The sequence below is a fragment of the Ancylobacter gelatini genome (assembly GCF_022601675.1).
Taxonomy (GTDB): Bacteria; Pseudomonadota; Alphaproteobacteria; order Rhizobiales; family Xanthobacteraceae; genus Ancylobacter; species Ancylobacter gelatini.
The window spans coordinates 231,830-249,124 of sequence record NZ_JAKVIL010000004.1 but is presented as its reverse complement, the minus strand read 5'-3'; the positions used below and the strand labels follow the sequence as shown (position 1 = coordinate 249,124).

The following is a 17,295-nucleotide window of genomic DNA, read 5'->3' as shown; positions in this document are numbered from 1 at the left end:
CCCTCAGTCGTCCGGCAGCGAATCGAACCACGCCTTCCATTCCGGTATGGCTGTGGCGTAGGTGCCGCGATGGTTGGTCTTGCCGGTCGAGATCGCCTCGACCCGGGAATTGCCGGCCCCCATGGCGTGCTGATAGCTCGCCGCCAGCTTGCCGAAATCGGTCGCGATCACCTCATCGTCTTCGCCATAGTAATTGCGCACCGGGGTCGTGATCACCCAGCGATAGGCATTCGTCCGCTCCTTCAGGATCCGGCCATAGGCCGAGGCGGCGAAGAATTGCGGATCGAAATAGTCGGGCTGGATCAGCTTGTGCAGGTCGGTGGGAAGGTCGGCAGCCTCGACCGGCTCGCGCTCATAGATCTTGCGTCCGGCCTCATAGGCCTCTGTCGTCAGCAGCGAGCGGGCAAGGCCCGGAACGCCGTAATAGTTCTCGAAGGAGAAGGCGGTGAGGACGAACAGCGAGTTCACCCAGTTCGCGTCATTGGCGCGCGGGAAGAACAGGAACCCGTTGAGACAGAGGAAGCCGTCGACCGGCGCGCTTGCGGTCGCTGCCCCCGCGACCTTCACCCCGGCGCTCTCCAGCTTTTCCAGCAACGCCATGGTGACGAAGCCGCCTTGCGACCAGCCGCCCAGTACCAGCTTGCCGGCCGTGAGCTTGAGATGGGCGAGCACGGCGCGGCTCGCCGAAATCATGTCGAAGGTGGCCTGCTGGTGGCTTTCCTTGACGAGATATCCTTCCGGTTCGGTCGAGGAGCCCATGCCGAAATAATCCGCGCCGATCACGATGTAGCCCTGCGCGGCGAAGCGGGCGAGCGCGAGCGCGGTCTCCGGCGACTGGTCGGGGAACGAGGGCACCTGCTGTTTTCCATAGACGGTGCCGTGCTGGTAGGACAGCAGCGGAAAGCGCGTGGCGTCGGTGTCGGGAATGGCGAGCAGACCGGTGGCGACGATAGGACGGTTGCCGCGCTCGGGTACGACCGAGGGATAGGTGACGCGGTAGAGCTTCACCGCGTTACGCGCCGGCGGGGCCGCCGAATCGATCCCGAAGAAGGTCGGCGCCTCCGTGGAGGCCACGCTGTCGAGCCGCGCGGTGTCCCAGCGCCCGATCGCCTGGTAGCTGACGCCGCTGCCGACCTCGATCCGCCCGTGCTCCTGCGCGGCAGCAGGCAGGGCCGCGGCTGCCGTCAGCACCAAGGCGGCCACAAAGCGCGCCGCCAGCGCGCGGAAGGGGCGGGGCGACAGGTTCGGGCGTTTCATGTCCGGCACTCCGATGCACATGAGCCGATCTGCACGACTCGCGGAAATGACGGTAACATGCCGGGCTCGCCTCGCTCATGACCGGCGTTCCACCGGCACGAAAGGTAGCGGCGAACCGGAACCGATCGGGGGCGTCCGGCGTTTCCGCTCCGCACTCACGCCATGAAGGGGATTGGCATGGAAGACGCACAAATCGGATGGATCGCCGCCATCATCATCGGCGGTCTGGCGGGCTGGATCGCCTCCGCCGTCATGAATACCGGCACCGGCATTCTGGCGAACATCGTGCTCGGCATCATCGGCGCGGCCGTGGCGAGCTTCCTGTTCAGCTTCATCGGCGTCGGCTTCGGCGGCTGGCTGGGTTATCTGGTCGCCGGCGTGATCGGCGCCTGCATCCTGATCTGGATCGTCCGCGCGATCCGATCCTGAGCGCGACCCGCCGTCTCGCTCAGCGCGGGGCGGCGGGCTGCTCGTAATCTTCCGTCGGTGGCGGCAGCGCCTGATAGCCGCTCGGCGGCACGGAGGTCGCCTCCCTGTCGATGCCCGGCGCCTCGTCATAGCTCGGCGTGTCGACGAGGCTTGCCAGCCACAGCACGCCCCCGGCGACGGCCACGATCAACAGCCAGGAACCCGGCTTGGCGTTGTTGCGCTGCATGCGGATCATGGCGGCGATGATCAGGCAGCCGACGATCAGGATGGTCCAGTAAAGCATCGTACCCTCCCGGCCGCCGCCTCCGTTCCGCGACGGCCAACACGCACACCCATTGCTCCCCGGCTAGACATGGGGAGGACTGACGGCTGCAACCAGTGATGACGCAGCGACAGTCGCGCGGATTTTCTCAGGCGGTTTGCACAAAGGCATGGCGACGCGCGCGGCCGCTTCGACCGGGCGTTGGCGGTGAATTTGCATGCGAACGACCTCTCGCCCGCGGCCTTTCTCAGCCACGGCGCGTGAGAATCGGTCGATATTGCTTGCGCATGACAGGGGAGGTCCCGCGATGACTGGAGCCATCACACGCCGCCACACGCCGCTTTCGGCGGCAGGACAGGGTGCATCGCGCCGGTCCGGCATCGCGCGTTTCACGCAGGGTCTCGGCGCTCTCGCGCTCGGCGCGGTGGCGGTTTTTGCGGCACCGATGGCGGCTAAGGCGCAGACGCCGGTGAAGTTCACGCTGGACTGGGTGTTCCAGGGGCCGACCTCGCCCTTCATCCTTGCGCTCGACAAGGGCTACTACAAGGAAGAGGGCCTCGATGTGACCATGGATCCCGGCCAGGGCTCGGCCGGGGCGGTGCAGCGGGTGGCCACCGGTGCCTATGACATAGGCTTCGCCGACGTGAATTCGCTCATCGAGTACAATGCCAAGAATCCCGGCAAGGAGATTCTTGCCGTCTTCATCGCCTATGATTTCCCGCCCTTCGGCGTGCACACGCTGAAGAAGAACGGCATCGAGAAGCCCGCCGACCTCGCCGGCAAGAAGCTCGGCGCGCCGGTGTTCGATGCCTCATTCCGCCTGTTCCCGGCCTTCGCCAAGAAGGTGGGGCTCGACCCCAAGAGCGTCGAGCATGTCAACCTCACCCCCCAGCTTCGCGAGCAGTCGCTGGTGCAGGGCACGGTGGATTTCATCTCCGGCCACTATTTCTCGTCGATCCTCGACCTCAAGGCGCGCGGCGTGCCGGCCGAGGAGATCGTCTCGTTCAACTACAGCGATTACGGCATGGACGTGTACGGCAACGGCATCATCAGCTCGCCCGCCATGGCCGCGAAGCCGGAGGTGGTGACAGCGTTCCTGCGCGCGACCGCGAAGGCGTGGAAGGAAGTCGCCGCCAACCCGCAGGCCGGCATCGACGCGGTGAAGACGCGCGATCCGCTGATCGACGAGGCGCTGGAGCTGGAGCGGCTCAAGCTCTCGCTCGACATGAACGTGCTGACGCCCTTCGTGAAGGCGAATGGCATGGGCAATGTCGATCCCGAACGCTTCGCCCGCTCGATCACCGATGTCTCGGAGGCGTTCGGCCTTCCGAGTGCCCCGGCGCCGGACAAGGTGTTCTCCGACAAATACCTGCCCCCGAAAGAGCAGCGCATGGTCGCGCCGTGAGCGCTCACGCACCGGCCATGGCGTCAGAGCCTCTCGTCGAACTGCGTAACGTCAGCCTTGCCTATGGCGAGGGGCGCGAGCGCATGGTGGCACTCGGCGATGCCACGCTGAGCATCGAGAAGGGCGAGTTCGTCGCGGTGGTCGGCCCGTCCGGCTGCGGCAAGTCCACGCTGATGAAGCTGGTCACCGGCCTGCTGCCGCCGAGCACGGGCACGGTGCTGGTGCATGGGCGGGAGGTGACGGCGCCGATCCCCGGTGTCGGCATGGCGTTCCAGAACTCCACGCTGATGCCGTGGCGCACCACCCGCGACAACATCATGCTGCCCTTCGAGGTCGTGGCGCCGCACAAGCACCGGCTGCGGCGCCACCGCGCGGAGTATGAGGCCAAGGCGGAGGCGCTGCTGGCGTCGGTCGGGCTCGCCGGCTTCGGCGACAAATATCCCTGGCAGCTCTCCGGCGGCATGCAGCAACGCTGCAATGTCTGCCGGGCGCTGATCCACGAGCCGGAAATCCTCATGCTCGACGAGCCGTTCGGTGCGCTCGACGCCTTCACCCGCGAGGAATTGTGGGGGGTGATGCAGAAGCTGTGGCTGGAGCGGCGCTTCACCGCCGTCCTCGTCACGCACGATCTGCGCGAGGCGGTCTATCTCGCCGATACGGTCTATGTGATGAGCCGCCGCCCGGGGCGGATCGTGAAGCGGCGCACCATCGACCTGCCGCGCCCGCGCACGCTGGACACCACCTTCGAGCCCGGCTTCGTCGAGATCGTCCATGAACTGCGCGAGCGCATCCAGATGGAGCACGCCTGATGCCGGGGAGGGGGCCATGACCGGCCGTCAGCGCCGCCTGCTGCGCCTCGCCATGCCGTGGCTTACCCTCGCGGTGCTGCTCATCGGCTGGGAACTGGCGTGCCTTGCCTTCGTGGTGCCCGAGATCATCCTGCCGCGCCCGAGCCGCATCATGGAGGTGATCGTCCAGCGCTGGGACATCCTGCTGCGATTCTGTCTGGAGACGCTGTGGACCACGCTGGCCGGATTCGTCATGGCCATTGCCTTCGGCCTGCTATTGGGGCTCGCGGTCGGGGCCTCGCCCTTCGTCTATTCCGGGCTCTACCCGCTGCTGATCGCTTTCAACGCCATTCCGAAGGTGGCGATCGTCCCGATCCTGATGATCTGGCTCGGCATCGGCGCGCTGCCGGCGGTGGTGACTGCCTTCGTCATCTCGTTCTTCCCGATCGTGGTGAACGTCGCGACCGGGCTCGCCACCATCGAGCCGGAAATGCGCGACCTGATGCGCTCGCTCGGCGCCAGCCAATGGGAGACGCTGACCAAGGTCGGCATTCCCCGCGCCATGCCCTATCTGTTCGCCAGCCTGAAAGTGTCGGTGACGCTGGCCTTTGTCGGCTCCGTGCTGTCCGAGACCGTGGGCGGCAATCGCGGTATCGGCTTCCTGATGCTGTCGGCGAGCGCGCGGAACGATTCCGCCACCACCTTCGCCGGGCTGTTCGCCATCGCGCTGATGGGCATCGGCGTCTATGCCGCCTGCGCTCTGGTCGAGCAGCGGATGACGCGGTGGGCGGTGCGCGGCCAGCCGTCACGATAGCCCACGGGGAACCGGGCGGCGCAGGGCGCATTGTTCCTTCTCAAATGGAGGGTGCGATGCTGTCCTGGTTGATCCTGATCGTCGGAGCGGCTCTTGCGATCGCGCTGGTGGTGCCGCCGCGTCGCGACGCGGGAGCGGGCGTGTGGCTCAGCGTCTTTGCCATCGTCGGCGTGACGCTGTGGCTGTCGGGCCAAGTGCGCGAGAAGGCCCCCGCGCCGGCGGCTGCGCCCCAGGACACGACTCGCATGCCGACCAGCCGCGCGCTGCAGCGGCCCTCGCCCTTCGCCGACAACGCCGCGCGCGACCCGGGCGCGCCGATGACGCCTGACCCTGCCCGCTAGGCGCGCCGACGCGCCCGGTTGCCCATATTTCGCTACCTCCCGCCGGCAGCGGCCGCGGGCGCATGCGTCATATCGCCCTTCGCGATCGCAGCGCAGCATGATGCTTTTTCCGTGGTGCGACCTGCGTTTGACGGGCTTATGCGACCAAAGTGGCATGCCAGAATAATCCGCGCGTCACCCAAGGACATGCCGCAATGCGGTAGAAAGGCTGGAGGCCCTTCGGTCAAGCTGTGAATTCTGTATACCAGGCTCGGCGAACCCGCATTGTTGCCCTTGCCTCGCCTAGAACGGTGCGATAAGCCTGCCCTCGTGCTTTGAATATTTCGCAACTGCGATGGTACGCCAACCGGCGTACACTGGCCGGGGAGGGTGCAGCCCATGAGCAGCCTGCTTCAGGACTATCTACCGGTCGTCATCTTCATCGGAGTCTCGGCCGTCATCGGCGTGGCGCTGCTTGTCGCTCCGTTTCTTGTCGCGTTCAGTCGGCCTGATCCGGAGAAGATGTCCGCCTATGAATGTGGCTTCAATGCGTTCGACGATGCGCGCATGAAGTTCGATGTCCGCTTTTATCTGGTGTCGATCCTCTTCATCATCTTCGATCTTGAGGTCGCCTTCCTGTTCCCGTGGGCCATCACCTTCGGGGAGCTCGGCAATTTCGGCTTCTGGTCGATGATGCTGTTCCTTGGCGTCCTCACTGTCGGTTTCGTCTACGAATGGAAGAAGGGAGCGCTCGAATGGGATTGAGCGCCGTGAATTCTCCTGTGTCCGGCGGGCCGCTGGTCGCGCCCGCGGCACGGGGCATCATCGATCCGAACACCGGCCGCCCGGTCGGTGCAACGGATCCGTTCTTCGTCGAGGTGAATGCGGAGCTGGCCGACAAGGGCTTCCTCGTCACCGCTACCGACGATCTCATCAACTGGGCGCGTACCGGCTCGCTGATGTGGATGACCTTCGGCCTGGCGTGCTGCGCGGTCGAGATGATGCAGACCTCGATGCCGCGCTATGATGTGGAGCGGTTCGGCTTCGCTCCCCGCGCGTCTCCGCGCCAGTCCGACGTGATGATCGTCGCCGGCACGCTGACCAACAAGATGGCCCCGGCGCTGCGCAAGGTCTACGACCAGATGCCGGAGCCGCGCTACGTCATCTCCATGGGCTCCTGCGCCAATGGCGGCGGCTATTATCACTACTCCTATTCGGTGGTGCGCGGCTGTGACCGGATCGTTCCGGTCGACATCTACATCCCCGGCTGTCCTCCGACGGCGGAAGCGCTGCTTTATGGCGTGCTGCTCCTCCAGAAGAAGATCCGCCGTACCGGCACCATCGAGCGCTGAACTCCCGAACGCCGACCGGCCAATGCGACCCAAGAGCGGGATGCGGAACCGACCATGGACGAGACCCTTAAAGAGCTTGGAACACACGTTGCGGAGGCCCTGCCGGGCGCCGTCGACGAGGTGGTGGTGGCGTTCGGCGAGCTGACGCTCGTCGTCTCCGCCGCGCAGGTGCTGAAGGTGCTCGCCTTCCTGCGCGACGACCCGTCCTGTCGCTTCGTGTGCTTCATCGACATTTGCGGGGTGGACTATCCCAAGCGCGAGAAGCGCTTCGATGTGGTCTATCACCTGCTGTCGCCGACCCTGAACGCCCGTGTGCGGCTGCGGGTCGAGACCGACGAGGTCACGCCGGTTCCGTCCGCGACGCCGGTGTTTCCGGGCGCGCTCTGGTTCGAGCGCGAGGCGTTCGACATGTACGGCATCCTGTTCTCCGGCCACCCGGAATTGCGCCGTCTGCTCACCGATTACGGCTTTGACGGCTACCCGCTGCGCAAGGACTTTCCGACCACCGGCTTCGTCGAGGTGCGCTATGATGACGAGCGCAAGCGCGTGGTCTACGAGCCGGTGAAGCTCGCGCAGGAGTTCCGCAACTTCGACTTCCTGTCGCCGTGGGAAGGTCCGGACTACGTGCTGCCCGGCGACGAGAAGGCCGGTGCCGCGGCGCCGAAGGCGGGCTGAGGCGGAGACGGAACCCATGAACGCACCTGTCGAAACCGACGCCAACGTCCGCAACTTCCAGATCAACTTCGGGCCGCAACATCCTGCAGCGCATGGTGTTCTGCGTCTCATTCTCGAACTCGACGGCGAAATCGTCGAGCGCGTCGATCCGCATATCGGCCTGCTGCACCGCGGCACCGAGAAGCTGATCGAGACCAAGACCTATCTGCAGGCCGTGCCCTATTTCGACCGCCTCGACTATGTGGCGCCGATGAACCAGGAGCATGCCTTCTGCCTCGGTGTGGAGCGGCTGCTGGGCCTTGAGGTGCCCGTGCGCGGCCAGCTCATCCGTGTGCTGTTCTCCGAGATCGGCCGCATTCTTTCGCACATGCTCAACGTGACCACGCAGGCCATGGACTGCGGCGCGCTCACCCCGCCGCTCTGGGGCTTCGAAGAGCGCGAGAAGCTGATGGTGTTCTATGAGCGGGCCTCGGGCTCGCGCATGCATGCCGCCTTCTTCCGCCCCGGCGGCGTGCATCAGGACCTGCCGGTCAAGCTGATCGAGGACATCCGCGACTTCATCCCGTATTTCCTCAAGGTCTGCGACGACCTCGAAGGCCTGCTCACCGACAACCGCATCTTCAAGCAGCGCAATGTCGATATCGGCATCGTTAGCCTTGAAGACGCCTTCGCCTGGGGCTTCTCCGGTGTGATGGTGCGCGGCTCCGGCGCGGCGTGGGACCTGCGCAAGTCGCAGCCCTATGAGTGCTATGACGAGATGGAATTCGACATTCCGATCGGCAAGAACTGCGATAATTACGACCGCTACTGCATTCGCATGGAAGAGATGCGGCAGTCGGCCTACATCATGCGCCAGTGTTGCGAGCGCCTGCTGAAAGAGCCCGGCCCGCATTCGGCCGTCGACAACAAGATCGTCCCGCCCAAGCGCGGCGAGATGAAGCGTTCGATGGAAGCGCTCATCCACCACTTCAAGCTCTACACGGAAGGCTTCCACGTTCCCGCCGGCGAGGTCTATGCCGCGGTCGAGGCCCCGAAGGGTGAGTTCGGCGTCTATCTGGTCGCCGACGGCACCAACAAACCCTATCGCTGCAAGATCCGCGCGCCCGGCTTCGCGCATCTGTCGGCGATGGATTTCCTCTGCCGCGGCTACATGCTCGCGGACGTCTCGGCGATCCTCGGGTCGCTGGATATCGTGTTCGGTGAGGTGGACCGCTGAGCCCGTCGGGCGAGGCGGTTCGATCGGAAGGTTAGGGCATGTCTGTCCGTAGGCTTGCACCCAAGGAACTTCAGCCGGAGAGCTTTGCCTTCACGGCGGAGAATCTCGACTGGGCGCAGAAGACCATTGCGAAATATCCGGCGGGCCGTCAGGCCAGCGCGGTGATCCCGTTGCTCATGCGCGCGCAGGAACAGGCGGACGGCTGGGTTTCCGAGCCGGCGATGCGTTATGTCGGCGAGATGCTCGGCATGCCGCCGATCCGCGTCTACGAGATCGCGACCTTCTACACCCAGTTCCAGCTGCTTCCCGTGGGCCGCAAGGCGCACATCCAGGTGTGCGGCACCACGCCCTGCATGCTCAAGGGCGCGGGCGACCTGATGAAGGTGTGCAAGCACAAGATTCATCCCGAGCCGTTCCACCTGTCGGAAAACGGCAATTTGTCGTGGGAAGAGGTCGAGTGCGCCGGTGCCTGCGTGAACGCGCCGATGGTGCAGGTGGTTCGCGACGTCTATGAGGACCTGACCCCGGAAATCCTCGAAAACATCATCGACGCCTTCGATCGCGGCGAGCACCCGAAGGTCGGGCCGCAGAACGGGCGCAAGAGTTCCGAGCCGGTCACGGGCCTGCGCGTGCTGATCTCGCCGGAGCTGTTCGACGGCTCGATGGTCGGACAGGGTGCCGGCCTTGCCGCCGCCCGCGAGGCGATCGCCGCTCGCGAAGCCGCCGCCGCCCAGCCTGCCCCGGTGCCCGAGCCCGCCGCCGCCGCCGCGCCACCGGCGCCGCCCAAGAGCGATCCGGCGCCGGCTAAGCCGCCGGTTGCCGAGGCCGTGAAAGCCGCAGGCGAAGCCGATTCCAACGGCCCGGCCAAGCCGAACTGAGGAGCGAACCATGCTTGCCGACAAGGATCGCATCTTCACCAACATCTACGGCTATGAGGACTTCGGTCTTCAGGGCGCGCTGAAGCGCGGCTCGTGGGACGGCACCAAGACCATTCTGGAAGCCGGCCGCGACTGGATCATCGACCAGATGAAGGCGTCCGGCCTTCGCGGGCGCGGCGGGGCGGGCTTCCCCACCGGCCTGAAATGGTCGTTCATGCCCAAGAACAATGACGGCCGTCCGCACTATCTCGTGGTCAACGCCGACGAATCCGAGCCCGGCACCTGCAAGGACCGCGAGATCCTGCGCCACGACCCGCACCATCTGGTTGAGGGCTGCCTCATCGCCGGCTTCGCCATGGGCGCGCATGCCGCCTACATCTATGTGCGCGGCGAGTTCATCCAGGAGCGCGAGCACCTGCAGGCGGCGGTCGACCAGGCCTATGAGGCCCGGCTTATCGGCAAGAACAACGTCCATGGCTGGGACTTCGACATCATCGTCCACCATGGCGCCGGCGCCTATATCTGCGGCGAAGAGACCGCGCTGATCGAGAGCCTGGAAGGCAAGAAGGGCCAGCCGCGCCTCAAGCCGCCGTTCCCGGCCAATGTCGGCCTCTATGGCTGCCCGACCACGGTGAACAACGTCGAATCGATCGCGGTCGCCCCGACCATCCTGCGCCGCGGTCCGGCCTGGTTCTCGGGCATCGGCCGCGCCAACAATGTCGGCACCAAGCTCTATGGCATCTCCGGCCATGTGAACACGCCCTGCGTCGTCGAAGAGGCGATGAGCATCCCGTTCAAGGAACTGATCGAGAAGCATGGCGGCGGCATTCGCGGCGGCTGGGACAATTTGCTGGCGATCATCCCCGGCGGCGCGTCCTGCCCGGTGATCCCGGCGGACCAGTGCGCCGACCTGATCATGGATTTCGACGGCTGCCGCGCGGTGAAGTCCAGCTTCGGCACCGCCGGCGTGCTGGTGATGGACAAGTCCACGGACATCATCCGCGCCATCGCCCGCATCTCCTACTTCTTCCGGCATGAGAGCTGCGGCCAGTGCACGCCGTGCCGCGAGGGCACGGGCTGGATGTGGCGCGTGATGGACCGCATGGCCGAAGGGCGCGCTCAGAAGCGCGAGATCGACCTGCTGCTTCAGGTGACCACCCAGATCGAGGGCCACACCATCTGCGCGCTCGGCGACGCGGCGGCATGGCCCGTGCAGGGGCTGATCCGGCATTTCCGTCCCGAGATCGAAAAGCGGATCGACCAGTATTCGGCGAACCCGCATTCCGATCCCGTCCCCGTCGCGGCGGAGTGAGAGAACATCATGGCCAAGCTCATCGTCGACGACATCGAGGTCGAGGTTCCCGCCGAGTACACGCTGCTTCAGGCGTGCGAGGCGGCGGGCGCGGAGATTCCGCGCTTCTGCTTCCATGAGCGGCTGTCCATCGCCGGCAATTGCCGCATGTGTCTGGTCGAGGTGAAGGGCGGCCCGCCCAAGCCGCAGGCCAGTTGCGCCATGAGCGTGCGCGACCTGCGCCCCGGCCCGAATGGCGAGCCGCCGGTGATCCTCACCAAGTCGCCGATGGTGAAGAAGGCCCGCGAAGGGGTGATGGAGTTCCTGCTCATCAACCACCCGCTGGATTGCCCGATTTGCGACCAGGGCGGCGAGTGCGACCTGCAGGACCAGGCCATGGCCTATGGCGTGGACACCTCGCGCTACGCCGAGAACAAGCGCGCGGTCGAGGACAAGTATATCGGCCCGCTGGTGAAGACCTCGATGACGCGCTGCATCCAGTGCACGCGCTGCGTCCGCTTCACCACGGAAGTCGCGGGCGTCGCCGAGCTCGGCGCCATCGGCCGCGGCGAGGACATGGAGATCACGACCTATCTCGAGGCGGCGCTGTCGTCCGAGTTGCAGGGCAACGTGGTCGATCTCTGCCCGGTCGGCGCGCTCACCCAGCGCCCCTATGCCTATCATGCCCGTCCGTGGGAGCTGGTGAAGACCGAATCCGTCGACGTTATGGACGCGGTCGGCTCCAACATCCGCGTCGACACGCGCGGCCGCGAGGTGATGCGCATCCTCCCGCGTCTCAACGAGGACGTGAACGAGGAGTGGATTTCCGACAAGACCCGCTACATCTGGGACGGGTTGAAGACCCAGCGCCTCGATCGCCCCTATGTGCGCGTCGGTGGCCGGCTGAAGCCCGCCTCCTGGCCCGAAGCCTTCGCCGCCATCGCCGCCAAGGTCAAGGGCGTGCCCGGCAACCGCATTGGCGGTCTGGTCGGCGATCTGGCCTCGGTGGAAGAGGCCTTCGCGCTCAAGCAACTGCTGACCGCGCTCGGCTCGGCCAATATCGACTGCCGGCAGGACGGGGCCAAGCTCGACCCCGCGCTCGGCCGCGCCTCCTATCTGTTCAACACCAGCATCGCCGGCATCGAGCAGGCCGATGCGCTGTTGATCGTCGGCGCCAATCCGCGCCTTGAGGCGAGCGTGCTCAATGCCCGCATCCGCAAGCGCTGGCTGCATGGCAATTTTCCGATCGGCCTCGTCGGCGAGCCGGTCGACCTGACCTATGCCTACGACTATCTCGGCGCCGGCCCGGACACGCTGACCGACCTCGCCGGCAACGGCACCTTCGCGGAAACGCTGAAGAAGGCGGAGCGTCCGCTTATCCTGATCGGGCAGGGCGCCTTGTCGCGTCCCGACGGCGCGGCGGTGCTGGCGCTGGCGGCCCGTCTCGCTGTCTCGGTCGGTGCGGTCAAGGAAGGCTGGAACGGCTTCTCGGTGCTTCACACCGCGGCCGCGCGTGTCGGCGCGCTCGATGTCGGCGCGGTGCCGGGCGCCGGCGGGCTCGATGCGGTCGCCATGACCAATCCGGGCGGGGTCGACGTGCTGTTCGCGCTGGGCGCGGACGAGATCGACATCGCGCCGGGCGCTTTCGTGGTTTATCTCGGCACCCATGGCGATCGCGGTGCGCACCGCGCCGACGTCATCCTGCCAGGCGCGGCCTACACCGAGAAGTCGGGCACCTATGTGAACACGGAAGGCCGGGCGCAGATCGCCAATCGCGCCGCCTTCCCGCCCGGCGAGGCCCGCGAGGACTGGGCGGTGCTGCGCGCGCTGTCTGACGTGCTCGGCCAGCGCCTGCCGTTCGACACGCTCGGCCAGCTTCGCGCCGCGCTCTATGCCACCCATCCCCATCTCGCCCGCATCGACCATGTGGAGCCGGCGGATGTCGCCGCCCTCGTGGCGCTTGCGGCGCAGGAAGGGGCGGCCGATCGCGCGCCGTTCCGCGCGGCGGTGAGCCAGTTCTATCTGACCAATCCGATTGCACGCGCATCCGCCGTGATGGCCGAATGCTCCGCGCTCGCGTCCAGCCGCCTCGCGGCGGCGGCCGAGTGAGGGGAGGGGGAGCATGACCGAAACCAGCTGGCTTGACACTCTCATCCAGGTCGCGATCATCCTCGCCCAGAGCCTCGGGCTTCTGGTCGGGCTGCTGATCGTGGTCGCCTATGTGCTTCTCGCCGATCGCAAGATCTGGGCGGCTGTGCAGCTTCGCCGCGGACCGAATGTGGTCGGCCCGTTCGGCCTGTTCCAGTCCTTCGCGGACCTCATCAAGTTCGTGCTCAAGGAGCCGGTGATCCCGGACGGCTCGAACAAGGGCGTGTTCCTGCTCGCGCCGTTCATCACCTGCCTGCTGGCGCTTTCCGCCTGGGCCGTGGTGCCGCTGGCCGATGGCTGGGTGGTCGCCGACATCAATGTCGGCGTGCTCTACATCTTCGCCATCTCTTCGCTGAGCATCTACGGCATCATCATGGGCGGCTGGGCGTCCAACTCGAAGTACCCGTTCCTGTCCGCGCTGCGCGCGGCGGCGCAGATGGTGTCCTACGAGGTCTCGATCGGCTTCGTGATCGTCACCGTGCTGATGTGCGCGGGTTCGTTGAACCTGTCGGCCATCGTCGAGGCGCAGAACGGCCCCTACGGCATGTTCCAGTGGTACTGGCTGCCGCTGTTCCCGATGTTCGTGATCTTCTTCATCTCGGCGCTGGCCGAGACCAACCGGCCGCCCTTCGATCTGGGCGAGGCGGAATCCGAGCTGGTCGCCGGCTTCATGGTGGAATACGGCTCCACCCCGTACATGATGTTCATGCTCGGTGAATACGTGGCGATCATGACCATGTGCGCGCTGACCGCCATCTTGTTCATGGGCGGCTGGCTGCCGCCGTTCCCGATCGCACCCTTCACCTGGGTGCCGGGCATCATCTGGTTCCTGATCAAGGTCCTGCTGGTGTTCTTCATGTTCGCCATGGTGAAGGCCATGGTCCCGCGCTACCGCTACGACCAGCTGATGCGCCTGGGCTGGAAGGTGTTCCTGCCGATCTCGCTGTTCATGGTCGTGCTGGTGGCGTCGGTGCTGCACTTTTCCGGCATGGCGCCGGGCGCCGGAAGCTGAGCGGAGGATGTCATGAGACTTGACCTTGCTGCACGCTCACTGCTGCTGACGGAGTTCGTCTCCGCCTTCTTCCTGGCGATGCGCTACTTCTTCAAGCCGAAGGCGACGCTGAACTACCCGTTCGAGAAAGGGCCGGTCAGCCCGCGCTTCCGTGGCGAGCATGCGCTGCGCCGCTACCCGAACGGCGAGGAACGCTGCATCGCGTGCAAGCTGTGCGAGGCGATCTGTCCGGCGCAGGCGATCACCATCGAAGCCGGCCCGCGCCGGAACGACGGCACCCGCCGCACCACGCGTTACGACATCGACATGGTGAAGTGCATCTATTGCGGCTTCTGCCAGGAAGCCTGCCCGGTGGACGCCATCGTCGAGGGTCCGAATTTCGAGTTCGCCACGGAAACCCGTGAGGAGCTCTATTACGACAAGGCCAAGCTGCTCGCGAATGGCGACCGCTGGGAACGCGAGATCGCGCGCAACATGGCGCTCGACGCGCCCTATCGCTGAGTGCCGGGGAGAATTTCAAGGTGAACGACGTGACGAGGAAAGCCGCAAAGGCACCCGGCGAAGGCGCGGGACACATCGGGGAGAACCGGGCATGACCCTCGCCGCGCTGTTCTTTTACCTGTTCGCGGGTGTCGCCGTCGCGTCGGCCTTCATGGTCATCGCCTCGCGCAATCCCGTGCATTCGGTGCTGTTCCTCATCCTCACCTTCGTGAACGCGTCGGGCCTGTTCATCCTCATCGGTGCCGAGTTCCTGGCGATGATCCTGATCGTCGTCTATGTCGGCGCGGTCGCGGTGCTGTTCCTGTTCGTCGTGATGATGCTCGACGTCGACTTCGTGGAACTGCGGCAGGGCTTCCTGCAGTACCTGCCGGTGGGCGTACTGGTGGGCCTCGTCTTCCTCGCCGAGCTGGTGCTGGTGCTTGGTTCCTGGACCTTTGGCGAAGGTGTGACCGGCGCGGTGCTGACCACCACCTCCGACGTGTCGAACACCGTCCAGATCGGCCGCGTGCTCTACACCGAATATGTGATGTTCTTCCAGATGGCGGGTCTGGTGCTGCTGGTCGCGATGATCGGCGCCATCGTGCTGACGCTGCGCCACCGCGAGAACGTGAAGCGCCAGAGCATCCCGGCGCAGAACGCGCGCAACAAGGCCGCGGCGATCGACATCGTCAAGGTGCCTTCGGGCAAGGGGCTGTGACCATGATCGGGCTTCCCCACTACCTCACCGTCGCGGCGATCCTGTTCACGCTTGGCACGCTCGGCATCTTCCTGAACCGGAAGAACGTGATCGTCATCCTGATGTCGGTCGAACTGATCCTGCTCGCCGTGAACATCAATTTCGTGGCGTTCTCGGTCTTCCTCGGCAACATCACCGGGCAGATCTTCGCCCTGTTCGTGCTGACGGTGGCTGCCGCCGAGGCGGCCATCGGCCTCGCGATCCTCGTGGTGTTCTACCGCAATCGCGGGTCGATCGCCGTCGAAGACATCAACACGATGAAGGGCTGAGGGACGTCATTCCATGTTTCAGGCGATCGTCTTCCTTCCCCTCATCGGCTTTCTGGTTGCCGGCCTTTTCGGCCGGGTGATCGGCGCGCGGGCTTCCGAGCTCGTGACCACCAGCCTGCTCGGCGTGTCGGCCGTGCTGGCCTGGATCACCTTCTTCAACGTGGCGTTCGGCCATGGCGGCGGCACGGTGGAGCTGTTCACCTGGATGGCGTCCGGCGGGCTCGACGTGAAATGGGCGCTGCGCGTCGACACGCTGACCGCGGTGATGCTCATCCTCGTCACCACCGTCTCCACCCTCGTGCACCTCTATTCCATGGGGTACATGCACGAGGACCCGAGCCGTCCGCGCTTCTTCGCCTATCTGTCGCTGTTCACCTTCGCCATGCTGACGCTGGTCACGAGTGACAATCTCGTCCAGCTGTTCTTCGGCTGGGAAGGCGTGGGCCTCGCCTCCTACCTGCTGATCGGCTTCTGGTATGAGAAGCCCTCGGCCTGCGCCGCGGCGATGAAGGCGTTCATTGTCAACCGCGTCGGCGATTTCGGCTTCGCGCTCGGCATTTTCGCGGTCTATCTGATGACCGGCTCGGTCTCGTTCGAGCAGGTCTTCGCCGCTGCGCCGTCACTGGCGGACAAGTCGCTCTCCTTCCTGGGTCATGAGTGGCACGCCCCGACCATCATCTGCCTGCTGCTGTTCGTCGGCGCCATGGGCAAGTCGGCCCAGCTCGGCCTGCACACCTGGCTCCCGGACGCCATGGAAGGCCCGACCCCGGTCTCGGCGCTCATTCACGCCGCGACCATGGTCACCGCCGGCGTGTTCATGGTGGCGCGCCTCTCCCCGCTGTTCGAGCTGTCCGAGACGGCGCTCAACGTGGTGATGTTCTTCGGCGCCTCGACCGCCTTCTTCGCGGCGACGATCGGCTGCGTGCAGAACGACATCAAGCGCGTCATCGCCTATTCGACCTGCTCGCAGCTCGGCTACATGTTCACCGCGCTCGGCACCGGCGCCTATTCGGTCGGCGTGTTCCACCTGCTGACCCACGGCTTCTTCAAGGCGCTGCTGTTCCTTGCGGCCGGCTCGGTCATCACCGCCATGCACCACGAGCAGGACATGCGGCACATGGGCGGCCTGTGGCGCAAGATTCCCTTCACTTACGGCACCATGATGATCGGTGGTCTGGCGTTGACGGGCTTCCCGTTCACGGCTGGCTACTATTCCAAGGACGCGATCATCGAGACGGCCTTCGTGAGCGCCTCGCCGGTGGCGACCTATGCCTGGATCATGACGGTGGCGGCGGCGGCGCTGACGGCGTTCTATACCTGGCGCCAGATGTTCATGACCTTCCACGGCAAGCCGCATGACCATCATCATTATGAGCACGCGCATGAATCGCCGCTCACCATGCTGGTGCCGCTCGGCGTGCTCTCCTTTGGCGCCCTGTTCGCGGGCATGATCCTCTACCCGTATTTCGTCGGGCACGACGTGGATCACTTCTTCCGCGAGTCGATCTTCATGGGTCCGGAGAACAAGATCCTTGAGGAGATGCACCACATTCCCGGCTGGGCGAAGTGGGCCCCGACGGTGATGATGGCTCTGGGTTTCCTGACCGCCTACTGGATGTACATCGTCAATCCGGCGGTGCCGAAGGCGCTCGCCAAGCAGAACGACGTGCTGTACCGCTTCCTGCTGAACAAGTGGTATTTCGACGAGATCTACGACTTCCTGTTCGTGCGGCCCACCATGTGGCTCGGCAAGTTCCTCTGGAAGCAGGGCGACATCCGCGTGATCGACGGCTACGGCCCGAACGGGGTCTCGGCCCGGGTCATCGACGCCACCAACCGCGTGGTGCGCATCCAGACCGGCTATCTCTATCACTACGCGTTCGTGATGCTGGTCGGCGTTGCGGCCCTCATCACCTGGTTCATGTTCGGGGGCTCGCACTGA

Annotated in this window: 19 protein-coding genes; 17 read left to right on the top strand and 2 right to left on the bottom strand. The window is 65.5% G+C overall.

Going from position 1 to position 17,295, the window contains the following annotated elements:
* Positions 1–3 precede the first annotated feature (3 nt).
* On the bottom strand, positions 4–1,257 hold the full coding sequence (locus MKI84_RS09500; protein ID WP_241618914.1) for an alpha/beta hydrolase family protein: 1,254 nt from the start codon (positions 1,255–1,257) through the stop codon (positions 4–6).
* Positions 1,258–1,434: 177 nt separating this feature from the next.
* On the opposite strand from MKI84_RS09500, the gene MKI84_RS09495 reads away from it, so the two are divergent.
* Positions 1,435–1,686 carry a GlsB/YeaQ/YmgE family stress response membrane protein gene (locus MKI84_RS09495; protein WP_241618912.1) on the top strand — a complete coding sequence of 84 codons (252 nt, stop codon included), beginning with the start codon at positions 1,435–1,437 and terminating at the stop codon, positions 1,684–1,686.
* A gap of 19 nt (positions 1,687–1,705) precedes the next feature.
* Here the strand turns inward: MKI84_RS09495 and MKI84_RS09490 are convergent, their stop codons facing one another.
* A complete protein-coding gene (locus MKI84_RS09490; RefSeq protein WP_241618911.1) occupies positions 1,706–1,969 on the bottom strand; it encodes a hypothetical protein in 264 nt (87 codons plus the stop codon).
* Positions 1,970–2,255: 286 nt separating this feature from the next.
* Between MKI84_RS09490 and MKI84_RS09485 the strand changes: the two genes are divergently transcribed.
* The 16 genes from MKI84_RS09485 (at position 2,256) to nuoL (ending at position 17,295) form a co-directional block, all read left to right on the top strand.
* Positions 2,256–3,353, top strand: coding sequence for an ABC transporter substrate-binding protein (locus MKI84_RS09485; RefSeq protein WP_241618908.1), 1,098 nt, complete (start codon positions 2,256–2,258; stop codon positions 3,351–3,353).
* 17 nt (positions 3,354–3,370) lie between these two features.
* Positions 3,371–4,162 carry an ABC transporter ATP-binding protein gene (locus tag MKI84_RS09480; RefSeq protein WP_241618906.1) on the top strand — a complete coding sequence of 264 codons (792 nt, stop codon included), beginning with the start codon at positions 3,371–3,373 and terminating at the stop codon, positions 4,160–4,162.
* A 16-nt stretch (positions 4,163–4,178) separates the two neighbouring features.
* A complete protein-coding gene (locus MKI84_RS09475) occupies positions 4,179–4,955 on the top strand; it encodes an ABC transporter permease (RefSeq protein WP_241618904.1) in 777 nt (258 codons plus the stop codon).
* 56 nt (positions 4,956–5,011) lie between these two features.
* Positions 5,012–5,296 carry a hypothetical protein gene (locus tag MKI84_RS09470; protein ID WP_241618901.1) on the top strand — a complete coding sequence of 95 codons (285 nt, stop codon included), beginning with the start codon at positions 5,012–5,014 and terminating at the stop codon, positions 5,294–5,296.
* Between the two features lie 378 nt (positions 5,297–5,674).
* On the top strand, positions 5,675–6,040 hold the full coding sequence (locus MKI84_RS09465) for an NADH-quinone oxidoreductase subunit A (protein WP_241618900.1): 366 nt from the start codon (positions 5,675–5,677) through the stop codon (positions 6,038–6,040).
* Complete coding sequence (locus MKI84_RS09460) at positions 6,031–6,627, top strand: NuoB/complex I 20 kDa subunit family protein (RefSeq protein ID WP_241618897.1); 597 nt, start codon at positions 6,031–6,033, stop codon at positions 6,625–6,627. Before MKI84_RS09465 ends, MKI84_RS09460 begins: the two co-directional genes overlap by 10 nt.
* Positions 6,628–6,681: 54 nt before the next feature.
* Positions 6,682–7,302, top strand: coding sequence for an NADH-quinone oxidoreductase subunit C (locus MKI84_RS09455; RefSeq protein WP_241618896.1), 621 nt, complete (start codon positions 6,682–6,684; stop codon positions 7,300–7,302).
* 16 nt (positions 7,303–7,318) lie between these two features.
* Positions 7,319–8,518, top strand: a complete 1,200-nt coding sequence (locus tag MKI84_RS09450) for an NADH-quinone oxidoreductase subunit D (protein ID WP_241618894.1) — start codon at positions 7,319–7,321, stop codon at positions 8,516–8,518.
* Between the two features lie 38 nt (positions 8,519–8,556).
* A complete protein-coding gene (gene nuoE, locus MKI84_RS09445; protein ID WP_241618892.1) occupies positions 8,557–9,396 on the top strand; it encodes an NADH-quinone oxidoreductase subunit NuoE in 840 nt (279 codons plus the stop codon).
* 10 nt (positions 9,397–9,406) lie between these two features.
* Entirely contained in the window at positions 9,407–10,708 is a 1,302-nt protein-coding gene (gene nuoF, locus MKI84_RS09440) for an NADH-quinone oxidoreductase subunit NuoF (RefSeq protein WP_241618891.1), read from the top strand.
* A 9-nt stretch (positions 10,709–10,717) separates the two neighbouring features.
* Complete coding sequence (gene nuoG / locus MKI84_RS09435) at positions 10,718–12,796, top strand: NADH-quinone oxidoreductase subunit NuoG (RefSeq protein ID WP_241618888.1); 2,079 nt, start codon at positions 10,718–10,720, stop codon at positions 12,794–12,796.
* A 13-nt stretch (positions 12,797–12,809) separates the two neighbouring features.
* Positions 12,810–13,847, top strand: coding sequence for an NADH-quinone oxidoreductase subunit NuoH (gene nuoH, locus MKI84_RS09430; protein WP_241618885.1), 1,038 nt, complete (start codon positions 12,810–12,812; stop codon positions 13,845–13,847).
* A gap of 12 nt (positions 13,848–13,859) precedes the next feature.
* Positions 13,860–14,348, top strand: coding sequence for an NADH-quinone oxidoreductase subunit NuoI (gene nuoI, locus MKI84_RS09425; RefSeq protein ID WP_241618882.1), 489 nt, complete (start codon positions 13,860–13,862; stop codon positions 14,346–14,348).
* Positions 14,349–14,439: 91 nt separating this feature from the next.
* Positions 14,440–15,045, top strand: coding sequence for an NADH-quinone oxidoreductase subunit J (locus tag MKI84_RS09420; RefSeq protein ID WP_241618880.1), 606 nt, complete (start codon positions 14,440–14,442; stop codon positions 15,043–15,045).
* A gap of 2 nt (positions 15,046–15,047) precedes the next feature.
* Entirely contained in the window at positions 15,048–15,353 is a 306-nt protein-coding gene (gene nuoK, locus MKI84_RS09415; protein WP_241618878.1) for an NADH-quinone oxidoreductase subunit NuoK, read from the top strand.
* Between the two features lie 13 nt (positions 15,354–15,366).
* Positions 15,367–17,295, top strand: a complete 1,929-nt coding sequence (gene nuoL / locus MKI84_RS09410) for an NADH-quinone oxidoreductase subunit L (protein ID WP_241618874.1) — start codon at positions 15,367–15,369, stop codon at positions 17,293–17,295.

Bases quoted from the DNA above. Each gene is read 5' to 3' on its own strand.
- MKI84_RS09455 (WP_241618896.1), top strand. From the start codon at position 6,682: ATGGACGAGACCCTTAAAGAGCTTGGAACACACGTTGCGGAGGCCCTG.
- nuoE (WP_241618892.1), top strand. From the start codon at position 8,557: ATGTCTGTCCGTAGGCTTGCACCCAAGGAACTTCAGCCGGAGAGCTTT.
- MKI84_RS09480 (WP_241618906.1), top strand. From the start codon at position 3,371: ATGGCGTCAGAGCCTCTCGTCGAACTGCGTAACGTCAGCCTTGCCTAT.
- MKI84_RS09475 (WP_241618904.1), top strand. From the start codon at position 4,179: ATGACCGGCCGTCAGCGCCGCCTGCTGCGCCTCGCCATGCCGTGGCTT.
- MKI84_RS09495 (WP_241618912.1), top strand. From the start codon at position 1,435: ATGGAAGACGCACAAATCGGATGGATCGCCGCCATCATCATCGGCGGT.
- nuoK (WP_241618878.1), top strand. From the start codon at position 15,048: ATGATCGGGCTTCCCCACTACCTCACCGTCGCGGCGATCCTGTTCACG.
- MKI84_RS09460 (WP_241618897.1), top strand. From the start codon at position 6,031: ATGGGATTGAGCGCCGTGAATTCTCCTGTGTCCGGCGGGCCGCTGGTC.
- nuoL (WP_241618874.1), top strand. From the start codon at position 15,367: ATGTTTCAGGCGATCGTCTTCCTTCCCCTCATCGGCTTTCTGGTTGCC.
- MKI84_RS09500 (WP_241618914.1), bottom strand. From the start codon at position 1,257: ATGAAACGCCCGAACCTGTCGCCCCGCCCCTTCCGCGCGCTGGCGGCG.
- MKI84_RS09470 (WP_241618901.1), top strand. From the start codon at position 5,012: ATGCTGTCCTGGTTGATCCTGATCGTCGGAGCGGCTCTTGCGATCGCG.
- MKI84_RS09490 (WP_241618911.1), bottom strand. From the start codon at position 1,969: ATGCTTTACTGGACCATCCTGATCGTCGGCTGCCTGATCATCGCCGCC.
- MKI84_RS09420 (WP_241618880.1), top strand. From the start codon at position 14,440: ATGACCCTCGCCGCGCTGTTCTTTTACCTGTTCGCGGGTGTCGCCGTC.
- nuoH (WP_241618885.1), top strand. From the start codon at position 12,810: ATGACCGAAACCAGCTGGCTTGACACTCTCATCCAGGTCGCGATCATC.
- MKI84_RS09450 (WP_241618894.1), top strand. From the start codon at position 7,319: ATGAACGCACCTGTCGAAACCGACGCCAACGTCCGCAACTTCCAGATC.
- MKI84_RS09485 (WP_241618908.1), top strand. From the start codon at position 2,256: ATGACTGGAGCCATCACACGCCGCCACACGCCGCTTTCGGCGGCAGGA.
- nuoI (WP_241618882.1), top strand. From the start codon at position 13,860: ATGAGACTTGACCTTGCTGCACGCTCACTGCTGCTGACGGAGTTCGTC.
- nuoG (WP_241618888.1), top strand. From the start codon at position 10,718: ATGGCCAAGCTCATCGTCGACGACATCGAGGTCGAGGTTCCCGCCGAG.
- nuoF (WP_241618891.1), top strand. From the start codon at position 9,407: ATGCTTGCCGACAAGGATCGCATCTTCACCAACATCTACGGCTATGAG.
- MKI84_RS09465 (WP_241618900.1), top strand. From the start codon at position 5,675: ATGAGCAGCCTGCTTCAGGACTATCTACCGGTCGTCATCTTCATCGGA.